Source organism: Comamonas sp. BIGb0124 (genome assembly GCF_003752175.1).
Classification (GTDB): Bacteria; Pseudomonadota; Gammaproteobacteria; order Burkholderiales; family Burkholderiaceae_C; genus Comamonas_F.
The window spans coordinates 160,705-177,220 of the sequence record NZ_RJVF01000009.1; the positions used below are offsets into that span (position 1 = coordinate 160,705).

Genomic DNA, 16,516 nt, shown 5'->3' on the forward strand with positions numbered 1-16,516 from the left:
GGCCCGCACCTGCCGGGCAGGAGACCCGCCATGCTGCTGACCGCCGAGCAAGAGCAGATCCGCGACGCCGTGCGCGACTTCGCGCAGCGTGAACTCTGGCCCCATGCCGCGCGCTGGGACCGCGAACACCATTTTCCGCACGAAGCCCACCGGGGCCTGGCCGAACTGGGGGCCTACGGCATCTGCGTGCCCGAATCGCTGGGCGGCGCAGGGCTGGACTACCTCACGCTGGCCCTGGTGCTCGAAGAGATCGCCGCGGGCGACGGCGGCACCAGCACGGCCATTTCGGTCACCAACTGCCCCGTCAATGCCATCCTGATGCGCGACGGCAGCCCCGAGCAGCAGCGACGCTGGCTCGTCCCGCTGGCGCAGGGCGAGATGCTGGGGGCCTTCTGCCTGACCGAACCGCAGGCCGGCAGCGATGCCTCGGCCTTGCGCACCACCGCCGTGCGCGAAGGCGACAGCTACGTGATCGAGGGCGTCAAGCAGTTCATCACCAGCGGCCGCAACGGCTCGGTGGCCATCGTCATCGCCGCCACCGACCGCGCGGCCGGCAAGAAAGGCCTCAGCGCGTTTCTGGTGCCCACCGATACGCCGGGCTATACCGTGGCCCGCCTCGAAGACAAGATGGGCCAGCATTCCACCGACACCGCGCTGATCCAGTTCGACCAGTGCCGCATCCCGGTCGAGCAGCGCATCGGCGCCGAGGGCGAGGGCTACCGCATCGCGCTGGGTGCGCTCGAAGGCGGACGGATCGGCATCGCCGCGCAGAGCGTGGGCATGGCGCGCAGCGCCTTCGAGGTTGCGCTGGCCTATGCACACGAACGCACCGCTTTCGGCCGCAGCATCTACGAACAGCAGGCCGTGTCCTTCCGGCTGGCCGAATGCGCCACCCGCATCGAAGCCGCGCGCCAGCTCATCTGGCATGCCGCCGCGCTGCGCGACGCCGGCCGCCCCTGCCTGCAGGAAGCCGCCATGGCCAAGCTGTATGCCACCGAGATGGCCGAGACGGTGTGCAGCGCCGCCATCCAGACGCTGGGCGGCTACGGTTATGTCCAGGACTTTCCGCTCGAACGCATCTACCGCGACGTGCGGGTCTGCCAGATCTACGAGGGCACTTCCGATATCCAGAAGCTGCTCATCGCCCGCGAGCTGGCCGCCCGCCGCTGAGAGACGGTTCGCACTGGCTACACTCGCGGGCATGTCTTCCCGTTCCCGCGCGCTGCCTGCCGATCCCCTGACCCAGCCCTGTCCCTGCGGACGCCTCGACGCCCGCCGCCGGCCGCTGAGCCATGGCGGCTGCTGTGCGCCGTATCTGGCGGACTGGGCGGGCCATCCGGCCCCCGACGCCGAAAGCCTGATGCGTTCGCGCTACAGCGCCTTTGTCCTGCTGCGCGAGGACTACCTGCGCGCCACCTGGGACAGCGCGCATGTGCCTGCCGATCTCGCACTCGATGCGTCCATCCGCTGGTTGGGGCTGGAGGTGCGCCGTCACCGCACGCTCGGCGCCACGCAGGCCGAAGTCGAGTTCGTGGCGCGCTGGCGCGAAGCCGGCCGAGCCGTGCGGCTGCACGAACGCAGCCGTTTCGAGCGACGTGACGGGCGCTGGTTTTATGTCGATGGCGACATCGACCCGGTGCCGCAGCCCTGACGGCCGGCTTTCACGCGCTACAGGCCGGTGTGGGCCCGCTGCCGGGCCGTGCCCGTGGCCCTGGTCCGGCGGGCTCGTGCAGGGCTGGCCTACAGCCTCCGAGCCCGTGCCCGTACAACGGATCCGGCCGGCTGTAGGACAGGTCGCCGGCTCGGCGTCCCGGGCGAGACAAGCGGCGAGGCAATCGATATTCTGGGGATGTCCTCGGGCCTGTGGGCCGGTGCCTTCATGTGCCGTCCGCAAGCCCTGTCCATCGATTCCATCTCAGGAGAAAGCCTATGTCCGAAAAAATCGCCACCGTTGCCTGGCTGGGTGCCGGCAAGACCGGCAAGGGCCAGATCAGCACCGAAACGGGCGTCCTCAAGGACCAGCCCTATGGCTTCGGTACACGATTCGGTGACGACCGCAGCGGCACCAATCCCGAAGAGCTGCTGGGGGCCGCGCATGCCGCCTGCTTCACCATGGCCTTCGCCTTCGCGGCCGAAGGCGCCGGCTTTGCCGTCGACCGGGCCAACACGCAGGCCAAGGTGCGCCTGGCCAAGGATGCCGAAGGCTTTGTCATCGACCGCATCACCTTGACCTTCGAGGCCAAGGTGCCGGGCCTGGACGAAGCCCAGTTCAAGACGCTGGCCGACGGTGCCAAGCGCAACTGCCCGCTGTCGAAGGCGCTGGCCAGCGTGCCCGAGATCGTGCTCGACGCCAAACTGCTGGATTGACCCGGAGACCCGCCATGACTTCCTACTCCCGTACGGCAAGAACGCGCCGACCCGGCGCGTCTGCAGCAGCCTTGCGTGCCCATGAACATCCCGATGACGCCCGTTCCGGCTCCCGCCGGGGTGCACGTCTGGGCCAGATGCTGCGGCTGGGTGCCGCAACCGTGGTCGTGATGGCGGGCCTGGTGGCCTGGGGCGAGAGTCGCGCCCAGACCCCTTCCACACAGGTGCCGACGGCCCAGGAGCGGGCCGGCCTGAGCGTGACCGAACGCCGCGAGGCCGCCGCTGCGGCCATCGAGGGCAAACGCGGCAATCTCGACGACCGCGGCGCCGACTACCAGTCCAACGCACTGCAGCGTTGTGCCCGCCTGCCCGCCGAGCAGCGCACCGATTGCGAATCGCGCGTGCGCGGCGAGGGCGCGGCCAGCGGCAGCGTGCAGGGTGGCGGCATCATCCGCCGCAGCGAGACCACCACGATCTCCCCGGCACCGCAGCCGCCCGCAGGCCCCGGTACCCCGGGTGTTCGCGAGCTGCCGCCCCTGCCGGTGCCGACACCGGGCGCAAATCCCACCACGCCGGCTCCGGCCGTCCGCGGGTCGGGTTATTGAGCCTCGATCGCACCGCTTCGGCCGCCCTGCCTTAACATGACGGATTCCTGAATTCGCGAGGTAGCGGTGTTGACTTTCGATGCGGTGCTTTTTGATTGCGATGGTGTGCTGGTCGACAGCGAGCCCATCACCAACGGTGTTCTGCGCGACATGCTCGAGGAAGAAGGCTGGAAACTGACGGCCGAGCAGTGTTTCGAGATCTTTGTCGGCAAGGCCGTCAAGGACGAGTCCGCGCGCATCCAGCATCACACCGGCAAGCCGGTCACCGAAGCCTGGCTCACGGGCTTTCGCGAGCGTCGCAACCTGCAGCTCGAGTCGCGTCTCACGGCCATTCCCGACATCCACGGTGCCGTCGAAACGCTGCATCGCGCCAGCCAGGGGCGCATCGCATGCGCCTCGGGGGCCGATCGCTTCAAGGTCGAACTGCAACTGCGCAAGGTCGGTCTGCATCATTTCTTCGAGGGCCGCATCTTCAGCGGCCACGAAATGCCGCGCAGCAAACCGGCGCCGGATGTGTACCTCGCCGCGGCTGCGGCCCTGCAGGTCGATCCCCGCCGATGTGCGGTGGTCGAAGACACCGTCACCGGCGTGACGGCGGGCGTTGCCGCAGGCGCCACCGTCTTTGCCTATGCGCCCTCGGGCAGCGGCGAGGCCTTGCTGGCTGCCGGCGCCAGCCAGACCTTCACGCGCATGACGCAGCTCGGCGACCTGATTCGACTGGCCTGATCGGGCCGCAGTCCTCTCGGGGTGCATCGGTCGGCCTAGGGCATCTACCGATGCCGGAGCCCCCTGTATTGGATTGACGTTGACGTAAACGTTAACCAGAATGTTTCCATAGGCCAGGCGGGCCGCTGCATGCCCGCGCGCCCAACCGATCAGGAGACATTCACCATGCAGGCCACCCCTCGGACTTTGTCCTCGCCCGCCCTCGAGGCGCAAGATTTCCACAGCGGGTCGAGCTACGCGCGGGGCGCGCAGCACCCGCCGCTCATCGAGCAGACCCTGGGTGCTTTCATGGACGGCATGGTCGCGCGCCATGGCGCTGCAGAGGCGCTGGTGTGCGTGCACCAGGGCCTGCGCTACACCTACGCACAGCTGCAGCAGGCCGCGCGGCAACTGGCCAGCGCCTTGCTGCGCCAGGGTCTTCAGCCGGGCGACCGGGTGGGCATCTGGTCGCACAACAATGCCGAATGGGTGCTGCTGCAACTGGCCACGGCCGAGGTCGGTCTGGTGCTGGTCAACATCAACCCCGCCTACCGCACCAGCGAACTCGAATACGCGCTCAACAAGGTGGGCTGCAAGGCGCTGGTGTCCATGCGTGCCTTCAAGACCAGCCGCTACCTCGAGATGGTGCGCGAGCTCGCACCCGAACTGGCCACCTGCCCGGCGGGCCGTCTCGCCGCGCGCCGCCTGCCCCTGCTGCGCCTGGTGTGCTGGATCGACGTCGCCGGGCAGGGCGACGACGAGGCCGGCATGCTGCGTTTCTCCGACCTGTTCGCACAGGGCGATCCCGAGGATGCAGCCGTGGCCCGGATTGCCGGTTCCCTCGATCCGCACGATCCCATCAACATCCAGTTCACCAGCGGCACCACCGGTTTTCCCAAGGGCGCGGCGCTCACGCATCGCAACATCCTCAACAACGGGTTTTTCATCGGCGAATGCATGAAGCTCGGCCCCGGCGACCGGCTCTGCATCCCCGTGCCCCTGTACCACTGCTTCGGCATGGTGCTGGGCAACCTGGCCTGCCTCACGCACGGCTCGGCCATCGTCTATCCCAGCGACGGTTTCGACCCGCTGGCGGTGCTGCAGACCGTGCAGGCCGAGCGCTGCACCGGACTGCACGGCGTGCCCACCATGTTCATCGCCGAGCTCGACCATCCGCGTTTCGCCGAGTTCGATCTGTCGACCCTGCGCACCGGCATCATGGCCGGCTCGCCCTGCCCGATCGAGATCATGAAACGCGTGGTCAACGAGATGAATCTCTCGCAGATCACCATCGCCTACGGCATGACCGAAACCAGCCCCGTCAGTTGCCAGAGCTCGACCGACACGCCGCTGGACAAGCGTGTCGCCACCGTGGGCACGGTGCAGCCCCACCTCGAAGTCAAGATCGTCGACCCGGAAAGCGGCGAGTGCGTGCCCGTCGGGCAGTCGGGCGAGCTGTGCACGCGCGGCTACTCCGTCATGCACGGCTATTGGGGCGACGAGGCCAAGACCCGCGAGGCCATCGATGCCGAGCAGTGGATGCACACGGGCGATCTCGCGGTGATGGACGCGCAGGGCTACGTCAACATCGTCGGGCGGATGAAGGACATGGTCATCCGGGGCGGCGAGAACATCTACCCGCGCGAGATCGAGGAGTTCCTCTATCGCCACCCCAAGGTGCAGGACGTGCAGGTCGTGGGCGTGCCCGATCGCAAGTACGGCGAGGAACTGTGTGCCTGGATCATCGCCCGCCCCGGCGCGACGCTGGACGAAGACGAGATCCGCACCTTCTGCCAGGGCCAGATCGCCCACTACAAGATCCCCCGGCACATCGTCTTCACCGATGCCTTTCCGATGACGGTCACCGGCAAGATCCAGAAATTCAAGATCCGCGACGAGATGAAGCAGCGGCTGGGGCTCGAGGAAGAGAAGACCGCCTGACGCCAGCCAAAAACCATGCGGGCCCAACGGCCTGTGGCTTCGATGCGTCAATGGCCTTCGCCGCACGGAATTTTTCGACGAAGCACTGAACTTTTACCGCTTCAGGCATGTCTTGTGCTTAGGGACATGCATGAGTCTGAACCCCGCGTGCGCAGCACGCGCCGAGGGGCTGTAGTCCTTCTGCGCATCTGTTGTGAACTTGCTTGCTTTTGGTTGGATGCGGCATGCGGGAATCCACAAGCAGGTGTAGGATGGTTCCAAGCTCACTGTGCAATTGCTGCTTCGTTTTTGGCGGGGCGGCGCATGCTGGCAACTGGTCCGGCCCCGGCGGGATCAGGTGCTGTTCGTCATGGTAGTACGCGGAAGGTCTTTCTATGGATGTCATCGGAAACTTCGCAGCCCGTTATGAACGCACCCGCGAGGATGTCATGTCCTTGCAGGAGTATCTCGACCTGTGCAAGCGCGATCCCAAGGCGTATGCCACGGCCGCCGAGCGCATGCTCGAAGCCATCGGACAGCCCGAGCTGCTCGATACACGCAACGACTCCCGGCTCTCGCGCCTGTTCGCCAACAAGGTGATCAAGATCTACCCGGCGTTCCGCGAGTTCTACGGCATGGAAGACGCCATCGAACAGGTGGTCTCGTATTTCCGGCATGCGGCGCAGGGACTCGAAGAAAAGAAACAGATCCTCTATCTGCTCGGCCCTGTCGGGGGCGGCAAGAGCTCGATCGCCGAGCGTCTCAAGCAGCTCATCGAACGCGTGCCGTTCTATGCGATCCAGGGTTCGCCCGTCAACGAATCGCCGCTGGGCCTGTTCGATGCCACCGAGGACGGCCCGATCCTCGAAAAGGAATACGGCATTCCGCAGCGCTACCTGCAGCGCATCCTGTCGCCCTGGGCCGTCAAGCGGCTCGAGGAATACGGCGGCGACATCCGCCAGTTCAAGGTGGTCCGGCGCTATCCGTCGGTGTTGCGGCAGATCGCCGTGGCCAAGACCGAGCCGGGCGACGAGAACAACCAGGACATCTCCTCGCTGGTGGGCAAGGTCGATATCCGCAAGCTCGAGTCGTATGCGCAAGATGATCCGGACGCCTACAGCTATTCGGGCGGCCTGTGCCTGGCGAATCAGGGGCTGCTCGAATTCGTCGAGATGTTCAAGGCGCCCATCAAGGTCCTGCATCCGCTGCTCACCGCCACGCAAGAGGGCAACTTCAAGGGCACCGAGGGGTTCGGTGCGATTCCCTTCGACGGCGTGGTGCTCGCGCACAGCAACGAAAGCGAGTGGAAGGCGTTCCGCAACAACAAGAACAACGAGGCTTTCCTCGACCGCATCTACATCGTCAAGGTGCCGTACTGCCTGCGCGTGACCGAGGAAATCAAGATCTACGACAAGCTGGTGCGCAACTCCTCGCTGTCTCAGGCTCCCTGCGCCCCCGGGACCTTGCGCATGATGGCGCAGTTCTCGGCGCTGACCCGGCTCAAGGAGCCCGAGAACTCGAGCATCTTCAGCAAGCTGCAGGTGTACGACGGCGAGAGCCTCAAGGACACCGACCCCAAGGCCCGTTCCATCCAGGAGTACCGCGACTACGCGGGCGTGGACGAAGGCATGAGCGGGGTCTCCACGCGGTTTGCCTTCAAGATCATCTCCAAGGTCTTCAATTTCGACTCGGCCGAGGTCGCCGCCAATCCCGTGCACCTGATGTACGTGCTCGAGCAGCAGATCGAACGCGAACAGTTCCCTCCGGAAATCGAACAGAAGTACATCGGCTACATCAAGGAGATGCTGGCGCCGCGGTATGCCGAGTTCATCGGCAAGGAAATCCAGACCGCCTATCTCGAAAGTTACTCGGAATATGGGCAGAACATCTTCGACCGTTACGTGACGTATGCCGATTACTGGATCCAGGATCAGGAATACCGTGACGTCGACACCGGCGAGATCTTCGACCGCGGTTCGCTCAACGGCGAGCTCGAGAAGATCGAGAAACCGGCCGGAATCAGCAATCCCAAGGATTTCCGAAACGAGATCGTGAATTTCGTGCTGCGTGCGCGGGCCGGCAATTCGGGCAAGAACCCGCTGTGGACCAGCTACGAGAAGCTGCGCAGCGTGATCGAGAAGAAGATGTTCTCGAACACCGAGGAGCTGCTGCCCGTCATCAGCTTCAATGCCAAGAGCAGCGCCGACGAGCAGAAAAAGCACGAAGACTTCGTGACCCGCATGGTCGAGAAAGGTTACACACCCAAGCAGGTCCGCCTGCTGTGCGAGTGGTACCTGCGTGTGCGCAAGAGCTCCTGAAGAGGGCCTGCAATTTCTCGAGCCGACCGTTTTCCCGGCCCTGCTTTTTCATAGGGCTGAACTGGCTTGGAGGCTGGACCTTGGCCGTACTGCAGCAAATCATCGACAGGCGACTGTCGGGCAAGAACAAGTCGATCGGCAACCGCGAGCGGTTCCTTCGGCGTTACCGAACCCAGGTGCAGGAAGCGGTGCGACGGGCCGTCAGCGGCCGCGGCATCCGCGACCTGGCACAAGGCGAGGACGTGACGCTGCCGCGCCGCGATGTTTCGGAACCGGCCTTTGGCCACGCCTCGGGCGGCCGTCGCGAGATGGTGCATCCGGGCAACCGCGAGTTCGTGCGGGGTGACCGCATCGAGCGGCCCAAGGGCGGAGGCAGCGGTGGCGGCTCGGGCAGCGGGCAGGCCAGCGACAGCGGCGAGGGCGAGGACGACTTTGTCTTCCGCCTGACGCGCGAGGAGTTCATGCAGGTCTTCTTCGAGGACCTGGCCCTGCCCAATCTGCTGCGCACCCAACTGGCCGAGGTGCCCGAGTGGCGTTCGCAGCGCTCGGGCATCAGCAGCGAGGGCACGCCCAACAACCTGCATGTGGTGCGTTCCATGCGGGGCGCGCTGGCGCGTCGCATCGCGCTGGGCGGCGAGGACAGGCGCACGCTGCGCCAGCTCGAACTGGCCCTGGCCGAGTGCACCGCCCGCCGGCCGCTGCGCGCCGAGGACGAGGCCGAGATCCTGCTCCTGCGCGAAGAGATCGCCCGCGTGCGCCGGACCGCGCGCCATGTGCCTTACCTCGATCCCATCGACCTGCGCTACCGCAGCCGCACGCAGGTGGCGGTTCCCAGTGCCAAGGCGGTGATGTTCTGCCTGATGGATATCTCCGGCTCGATGGACGAGGCACGCAAGGACATGTCCAAGCGCTTCTTCATGCTGCTGTACCTGTTCCTCACGAAACACTACGAACGCATCGAGCTGGTCTTCATCCGCCATCACACGCAGGCGCAGGAGGTCAGCGAGGACGAGTTCTTCCATGCCACCGAGACCGGCGGCACGGTGGCCTCCAGCGCGCTGGTGCTCATGCACGAGGTGATCAAGGCGCGATACCCGAGCGACCAGTGGAACATCTACGGCGCACAGGCCAGCGACGGCGACAACTGGTTCCAGGACAGCGGCCGCTGCCGCGAGCTGCTCGAGCAGTCGCTGCTGCCGCTGGTGCGTTATTTCGCTTATGTGCAGGTGGCCGACGTCGAGCAGAACCTGTGGCAGGAGTACGCACGGCTTCAAGGCGCGCAGCCCAACTTCGCCATGCGCAAGGTCTCGAGTGCGGGCGACATCTATCCGGTGTTCCGCGATCTGTTCAAGAAGGAAGGGGTGAAAGCATGACCACACGCCCCGCGCTCAAGGAACTGCTGGCGAACCGGGCCGCACAGCCCTTGCCCAGCCCGTCCGACTGGACGTTCGACCTGATTGCCGAGTACCACGCCGAGATCGCCCGGACGGCCGATGCCTACGGGCTCGACACCTATGCCAACCAGCTCGAGATCATCAGCGCCGAGCAGATGATGGATGCCTACGCCAGCGTCGGCATGCCGGTGTTCTACCGTCACTGGTCGTACGGCAAGCAGTTCATCGCCACCGAAAAGAACTACCGCCGCGGCCACATGGGCCTGGCCTACGAGATCGTCATCAATTCCGACCCCTGCATTTCCTACCTGATGGAGGAAAACAGCATGCCCATGCAGGCGCTGGTGATCGCGCATGCGGCATATGGGCACAACAGTTTCTTCAAGGGCAACTACCTCTTTCGCATGTGGACCGATGCCTCGGCCATCATCGACTATCTGGTCTATGCCCGCGCCTATGTGGCCGAATGCGAGGAGCGCCATGGCGTCGAGGCGGTCGAGGATCTGCTCGATTCGTGCCATGTACTGATGAACTACGGCGTCGATCGTTATCGCCGGCCGCAGAAACGCACGCTGGCCGACGAGGCCGACCGCCGTGCCGAGCGTCTGGCCTACCTGCAGCAGCAGGTCAACGACCTGTGGCGCACGCTGCCGCGGCGCACCGAAGACCCGGCCGGTGCCGAGGCCAGCAAGCGCTTTCCGGCCGAGCCGCAAGAGAACCTGCTGTACTTCATCGAAAAGAACGCGGCGCTGCTCGAGCCCTGGCAGCGCGAGGTGATCCGTATCGTGCGCAAGATCGCGCAGTACTTCTATCCGCAGCGCCAGACGCAGGTGATGAACGAAGGCTGGGCGACCTTCTGGCACTACACCCTGCTCAACACCCTGTACGACCGCGGCCTGCTGGGCGACGGCTTCATGCTCGAATGGCTCAAGTCGCACACCAGCGTGGTCTACCAGCCGCCGGTGGGGCACCCGGGCTACAGCGGCATCAATCCGTATGCGCTGGGGTTTGCGATGTACAGCGACCTCAAGCGCATCTGCGAGAAGCCGACCGAGGAAGACCGCCGCTGGTTTCCCGACATCGCCGGCAGCGACTGGCAGAAGACGCTGGACTACGCCATGCGCAACTTCAAGGACGAGAGTTTTGTCGGCCAGTTCCTCAGTCCGCAGGTGATGCGCGATTTCAGGCTGTTCGCGGTGCGCGACGACGATCGCGAACCGACCATCGAGGTCGCGGCCATCCACGACGACAGCGGGTATCGCGAGCTGCGTGAAGCGCTCTCGCGCCAGTACGACATCGGCAGCCGCGAGCCGGACATCCAGGTCTGGAATGTGAACCTGCGCGGCGACCGTTCGCTGACGCTGCGCCACACCCAGCACCATGCCCGGCCGCTCGACGAGGGCACGGCAGACGTGCTCAAGCACGTTGCTCGCCTCTGGGGATTCGACGTCTACCTCGAGAGCGCGGACGGGCAGGGCAGTGTCACCCGGCGCTGGAAGGCCGCCGCGGCACGTTAGCCCGTGCGGATGCCCGGACGGGGTTCGGGCTAACCCTGGCATTTCCGGCTCGCCCGTGTCTTGCGGGGCCTTTTGTTTCACTTTATATTGACGTTTACGTAAACGTCAATTCTGAAGAAGAAAGACAGGCATGCCCAAGCTGGAGACAAAACTCAACGTGCGATCGGCCGAGTTCAAGGCCAACGCCCAGGCCATGCAGGCCCTTGTCGAGGACTTGCGCCTGCAGTGCGAGCGGGTGGCGCAGGGCGGCGGGGAACAGGCCCGCGCCAAACACCTGGCGCGGGGCAAGCTGCTGCCGCGCGAGCGCGTGCAGCAACTGCTCGATCCGGGCTCGCCTTTTCTCGAACTCAGTCCGCTGGCGGCGCATGCGATGTACGGCGGCGACGCACCGGGTGCCGGCGTGATCACGGGCATCGGCCGTGTGGCCGGCGTGGACTGCGTCATCGTCTGCAACGACGCCACGGTGAAGGGCGGAACCTACTACCCCCTGACGGTCAAGAAACACCTGCGGGCGCAGGAGATCGCGCAGCAGAACCGGCTGCCCTGCATCTACCTGGTCGATTCGGGCGGCGCCAACCTGCCCAACCAGGACGACGTGTTTCCCGACCGCGACCACTTCGGCCGCATCTTCTACAACCAGGCCAACATGAGCGCCCAGGGCATTGCCCAGATCGCCGTGGTGATGGGCTCGTGCACGGCCGGCGGCGCCTACGTGCCGGCCATGAGCGACGAGGCCATCATCGTCAAGAACCAGGGCACGATCTTTCTGGGCGGGCCTCCGCTGGTGAAGGCCGCCACCGGCGAAGTGGTGACGGCCGAGGACCTGGGCGGCGGCGACGTGCACACGCGGCTGTCCGGTGTGGCCGATCACCTGGCGCACAACGACTCGCATGCGCTGCAACTGGCGCGCGAGGCGGTCCGGCACCTCAACCGCCCGGCCACGGTGTATCCGCCGAGCGGCCCTGAACAGCAGCCGGCCTACGATGCCCGCGAGCTCTACGGCGTGATCCCGACCGACACCCGCAAGCCCTTCGACGTGCGCGAGATCATCGCCCGCATCGTCGACGGCGCCGAGTTCCACGAGTTCAAGCCGCGCTACGGCGCCACGCTGGTGACGGGCTTCGCCGAGATCGAGGGCATGCCGGTGGGCATCATCGCCAACAACGGCATCCTGTTTTCGGAATCGGCCCAGAAAGGTGCGCATTTCATCGAACTGTGCTGCCAGCGCCGCACCCCGCTGGTGTTTCTGCAGAACATCACCGGCTTCATGGTGGGGCGCAAGGTCGAGAACGAGGGCATCGCCCGGCACGGGGCCAAGATGGTGACCGCCGTGGCCACGGCAGCGGTGCCGAAGTTCACGGTCATCATCGGCGGCAGCTTCGGCGCGGGCAATTACGGCATGTGCGGACGGGCCTTCGGCCCCCGTTTCCTGTGGATGTGGCCCAACGCACGGATCTCGGTGATGGGCGGCGAACAGGCGGCCAGCGTGCTGGCGACGGTGCGGCGCGACGGCATCGAGGCCAAGGGCGGCCGGTGGGGCGCGGACGAGGAAGAGGCGTTCAAGCTGCCCATCCGCCAGCAGTACGAGGAGCAGGGCCACCCTTACTACGCCACTGCGCGGTTATGGGACGACGGCGTGATCGACCCCGCCGACACCCGGCGGGTCCTGGCCCTGGGTCTGGCGGCGAGCCGTCAAGGCCCCGAGACCGAGACCCGGTTCGGCGTGTTCCGCATGTAGGCCCCGGCCCAGGAGACAAGACGACATGACGACCGACAATCCGGCAGCGGCACTGGAGACGACTTTTGCACCCGGCGTGGCCACGGTCTGGCTCAACCGGCCCGATGTGCGCAACGCCTTCGACGACGAGGTGATCGCCGAACTGACGCAGACCTTCGAGAGCCTGGGGCAGCGCGACGACTTGCGGGCCATCGTGCTGGCGGCGCGCGGCAAGGCCTTCTGTGCCGGTGCCAACCTCAACTGGATGCGCCGCATGGCCGGCTACAGCCGCGAACAGAATCTGGCGGATGCCGGCCGGCTGGCCCGCATGCTGCAGGTGCTGAGCGACTGCCCGGTTCCGACCATCGCGCGCATCCAGGGCGACGTCTATGCCGGAGGCATGGGCCTGGTGGCGGCGTGCGACATGGCGGTGGCGGCCGAGGGCGCCGGCTTCTGCCTGAGCGAAACCCGGATCGGGCTGATCCCCGCCACCATCGGACCCTACGTGGTTCGTGCCATGGGCCGGCGCGCGGCACAGCGCTACCTGCTCACGGCCGAACGTTTCGATGCCGCCGAAGCCCATCGGCTGGGACTGGTGCACACCGTGGTGGCCGCCGACGGGCTCGATGCCGCCGTCGACGGGCTGGTGCAGGCGTTGCGCGCCGCGGGGCCGCAGGCGGTGCGTGCATGCAAGCGCCTGCTGCGGGACGTGGCCGACCGTCCGGTCGACGACGCGTTGATCGCGCGCACGGTCGAAGGCATTGCCGAGATCCGGGCCAGCGACGAGGGCCGTGCCGGCGTCTCGGCTTTTCTGGCCAAGCAGGCGCCGCCCTGGCTGCCTTGAGAGCCCCGCGCCCATCATGACGTCCCGTGCCTGCACGGGAACCCGAGACCCGAGGAGATCCATCCGATGTTCGACAAGATCCTGATAGCCAACCGCGGCGAAATCGCCTGCCGGGTGGCCCGCACCGCACGCCGAATGGGCGTCGCCACCGTCGCCGTCTATTCGGATGCCGATGCGCATGCGCAGCATGTGTCGGCCTGCGACGAAGCCGTTCACATCGGCGGCAGCGCACCGGCCGAGAGCTATCTGCGCTGGGACAAGATCATCGAGGTCGCGCAGGCCACCGGTGCGCAGGCCATCCATCCCGGCTACGGTTTCCTGAGCGAGAACGAGGCCTTTGCCACGGCTTGCCGCGAGGCCGGTCTGGTGTTCATCGGGCCGCCGCCGCAGGCCATCCAGGCGATGGGGCTGAAGGCCGCGTCCAAGCAGCTCATGGAGCGGGCGGGCGTGCCGCTGGTGCCGGGCTACCACGGCGTGGACCAGTCGCCCGACCTGCTGCAGCGCGAGGCCGACCGCATCGCGTACCCGGTGCTCATCAAGGCCAGCGCGGGGGGCGGTGGCAAGGGCATGCGCATCGTCGAGCGGCACGAGGATTTTGCGTCTGCGCTGCAGTCCTGCCAGCGCGAGGCGCGCAACAGCTTTGGCGACGACGCGGTGCTGGTCGAAAAATACGTACAGCGCCCGCGCCACATCGAGATCCAGGTCTTCGGCGACAGCCACGGCAACATCGTCTACCTGTTCGAACGCGACTGCTCGGTGCAGCGCCGCCACCAGAAGGTGCTGGAAGAAGCGCCGGCCCCGGGCCTGGACGACAACCTGCGCCGAGCCATGGGCGAAGCGGCAGTGGCCGCTGCCCGGGCCGTGAGCTACGAAGGCGCGGGGACGGTGGAGTTCATCGTCGAGCAGAAGCCCGACGGCGGCATGGCTTTCTTTTTCATGGAGATGAACACGCGGCTGCAGGTCGAGCATCCGGTCACCGAAGCCATCACCGGCCTGGATCTGGTGGAGTGGCAACTGCGGGTGGCCAGCGGCGAGGCCTTGCCGCTGCGCCAGGAGCAACTGACCCGGCGCGGCCATGCCATCGAGGCCCGCCTGTGCGCGGAAAACCCCGACAACCAGTTCCTGCCGGCGACCGGCCACCTGCGGGTGTTCGCGCTGCCGCCCCATGTCGCGTTCGAACGCGGCACGGGCGAGCGGCCGCGCGTGGACGCAGGCGTCCGCCAGGGCGACGACATCACGCCGCATTACGACTCGATGATCGCCAAGCTCATCGTCTGGGGCGAGGACCGGGCGCAGGCCCTGGCCCGGCTGGATGCCGCACTGGCGCATTGCCGCATCGTCGGCGTGGCCAACAATGTGCCGTTCCTGCGGCGTGTGCTGAGCAGCCGCAGCTTTGCGCAAGCCGACCTCGACACGGCACTGATCACGCGTGAACACGATCATCTGTTCGGCCCCGGCGCTGTGCCGGCCGATCTGGCCGCCGCCGCGGTGGTGGCGCACAGCCTGCTGTCCGAGCAGCGCCGCAGCCGGCAGTCGCGGGCCGCAGGCGCAGGGCCTTTCGCCGCCCACGATGGTTGGCGCCTGGCGGGCACCGCACAGCGCCGCTTCGACTTCGCCACCGAGGCCGACGAGCCGGCGCTCGCCGCGTTGCTCGAGTACCTGCCGGACGGCTCGCTGATGCTGCGTGTGGGCGGTGTCTCGGGTGCGCTGGTCTTCGAGGCGGTCGAGGGCGAGGCCGATGCCGTGCTGCTGCACCACGCCGGCCGGCGCCTGCAGGCCTGGGTGCATGCGGACGAGCGCCAGCAGCATGTCTACGCGCACACGGGCTACCGCCGGCTCGCGCTGGCCGATCCGCGCCGCCATGCCGGCGATGCCGCCGAAGCGGGTGGCCAACTGACGGCGCCCATGCCCGGCAAGGTCGTCGCTTTCCATGTCGAACCGGGCGCCACGGTGAGCCGTGGCCAGCCGCTCGCGGTGATGGAGGCGATGAAGATGGAGCACACCATCAGCGCGCCCGCCGACGGCGTGGTGGCCGAGCTGCTGTACGCGCCCGGCGACCAGGTGGCCGAAGGCGCCGCGCTGCTGACGCTGAAGCAGGCCGCCTGAAGGCACAGGACACATGGCGTATGCAAGGGGCCAGGGCGCAAACGGAAGGGAAGGCCATGGCACCGGACGCGTTAGCATGCGAGCCATGCATATCCTGATCTGTCTTGAAGGGACCCCGGCCGAGCCTTGGGTCGAGGGTTTTCGTGCGGCCTTGCCCGAGGCCACGGTCGACGTCTGGCAAGAGGGGCAGGCACACACCGTAGCCGACTACGGCGTCGTCTGGCGTCCGCCCCAGGCCTTCTTCGACGACCAGCCGCAGCTCCAGGCCGTGTTCAACATCGGCGCCGGGGTGGATGCGATCCTGCAGCGCGAGTTGCCGGCCGCGATGCAGGTGGTGCGGCTCGACGATGCGGGCATGGCGGTGCAGATGGCCGAGTATGTGTGCCAGGCCGTCATCCGTCATTTTCGTGGGTTCGACCGGTATGAGTCGGACATGCGGGCCGGTGTCTGGCAATCGCACGAACCCCGCCGCCGGGCCGATTGCCCGGTGGGCGTGATGGGCCTGGGCGTTCTCGGGCAGCGTGTGGCGCAGGCCCTGGCGGCCTTCGAGTTTCCCGTCAACGGCTGGAGCCGCACGCCGCGCGCGGTCGACGGCGTGCGGGCCTACAGCGGCGAAGCGGGCCTGCAGGACTTCCTGCATGCTTCGCAGGTGCTGGTCTGCCTGCTGCCGCTGACACCGGAAACCGAGAACATTCTCGATCGCCGTACCCTGGGTGCGTTGCGGCCGGGCGGCTATCTGATCAACGTGGCGCGCGGCGGCCACCTGGTCGAGCAGGATCTGCTGGACCTGATCGAGGAAGGCCACCTCAGCGGGGCCACGCTGGATGTGTTCCGCGAGGAACCCTTGCCGCAAGGCCATGCTTTCCTGCAGCATCCCAGGCTGGTGCTGACGCCGCACACCTCGGCCATCACGCTGCGCGAAGACAGCATCGTGCAGATCGCCGGCAAGATGAGGGCGCTGGCCCAGGGCCGGCAGGTGGCGGGCATGGTCGACCGGGAGCGTGCCTATTGACATCCATCTGG

13 protein-coding genes are annotated in these 16,516 nt (G+C 66.7%); all 13 read left to right on the plus strand.

The genetic code is table 11. The features are described 5' to 3' along the window. Positions 1 to 30 precede the first annotated feature (30 nt). The 13 genes from EC845_RS06980 (at position 31) to EC845_RS07040 (ending at position 16,505) form a co-directional block, all read left to right on the plus strand. Positions 31 to 1,170, plus strand: coding sequence for an acyl-CoA dehydrogenase family protein (locus EC845_RS06980; RefSeq protein WP_123296589.1), 1,140 nt, complete (start codon positions 31 to 33; stop codon positions 1,168 to 1,170). A 31-nt stretch (positions 1,171 to 1,201) separates the two neighbouring features. Further along, entirely contained in the window at positions 1,202 to 1,651 is a 450-nt protein-coding gene (locus tag EC845_RS06985) for a YchJ family protein (protein WP_123296591.1), read from the plus strand. Between the two features lie 278 nt (positions 1,652 to 1,929). Continuing rightward, positions 1,930 to 2,367, plus strand: a complete 438-nt coding sequence (locus EC845_RS06990) for an OsmC family peroxiredoxin (protein ID WP_123296593.1) — start codon at positions 1,930 to 1,932, stop codon at positions 2,365 to 2,367. A gap of 14 nt (positions 2,368 to 2,381) precedes the next feature. Further along, positions 2,382 to 2,972, plus strand: coding sequence for a hypothetical protein (locus tag EC845_RS06995; RefSeq protein WP_148077265.1), 591 nt, complete (start codon positions 2,382 to 2,384; stop codon positions 2,970 to 2,972). Between the two features lie 69 nt (positions 2,973 to 3,041). Beyond that, positions 3,042 to 3,698, plus strand: a complete 657-nt coding sequence (locus EC845_RS07000; protein WP_123296597.1) for an HAD family phosphatase — start codon at positions 3,042 to 3,044, stop codon at positions 3,696 to 3,698. A 165-nt stretch (positions 3,699 to 3,863) separates the two neighbouring features. Next, a complete protein-coding gene (locus EC845_RS07005; protein ID WP_123296599.1) occupies positions 3,864 to 5,618 on the plus strand; it encodes an AMP-binding protein in 1,755 nt (584 codons plus the stop codon). Positions 5,619 to 5,992: 374 nt separating this feature from the next. Then, entirely contained in the window at positions 5,993 to 7,915 is a 1,923-nt protein-coding gene (locus tag EC845_RS07010; RefSeq protein WP_123296601.1) for a PrkA family serine protein kinase, read from the plus strand. Positions 7,916 to 7,995: 80 nt separating this feature from the next. Beyond that, a complete protein-coding gene (locus tag EC845_RS07015; RefSeq protein WP_123296603.1) occupies positions 7,996 to 9,288 on the plus strand; it encodes a YeaH/YhbH family protein in 1,293 nt (430 codons plus the stop codon). Beyond that, positions 9,285 to 10,826 carry a SpoVR family protein gene (locus EC845_RS07020; protein ID WP_123296605.1) on the plus strand — a complete coding sequence of 514 codons (1,542 nt, stop codon included), beginning with the start codon at positions 9,285 to 9,287 and terminating at the stop codon, positions 10,824 to 10,826. Before EC845_RS07015 ends, EC845_RS07020 begins: the two co-directional genes overlap by 4 nt. A 130-nt stretch (positions 10,827 to 10,956) precedes the next feature. Next, complete coding sequence (locus EC845_RS07025; RefSeq protein WP_123296607.1) at positions 10,957 to 12,564, plus strand: carboxyl transferase domain-containing protein; 1,608 nt, start codon at positions 10,957 to 10,959, stop codon at positions 12,562 to 12,564. Positions 12,565 to 12,589: 25 nt separating this feature from the next. Further along, entirely contained in the window at positions 12,590 to 13,387 is a 798-nt protein-coding gene (locus tag EC845_RS07030; RefSeq protein WP_123296609.1) for an enoyl-CoA hydratase/isomerase family protein, read from the plus strand. 66 nt (positions 13,388 to 13,453) lie between these two features. Continuing rightward, positions 13,454 to 15,493, plus strand: coding sequence for an acetyl/propionyl/methylcrotonyl-CoA carboxylase subunit alpha (locus tag EC845_RS07035; RefSeq protein WP_123296611.1), 2,040 nt, complete (start codon positions 13,454 to 13,456; stop codon positions 15,491 to 15,493). 85 nt (positions 15,494 to 15,578) lie between these two features. Beyond that, positions 15,579 to 16,505, plus strand: coding sequence for a glyoxylate/hydroxypyruvate reductase A (locus tag EC845_RS07040; protein WP_123296613.1), 927 nt, complete (start codon positions 15,579 to 15,581; stop codon positions 16,503 to 16,505). Positions 16,506 to 16,516 lie beyond the last annotated feature (11 nt).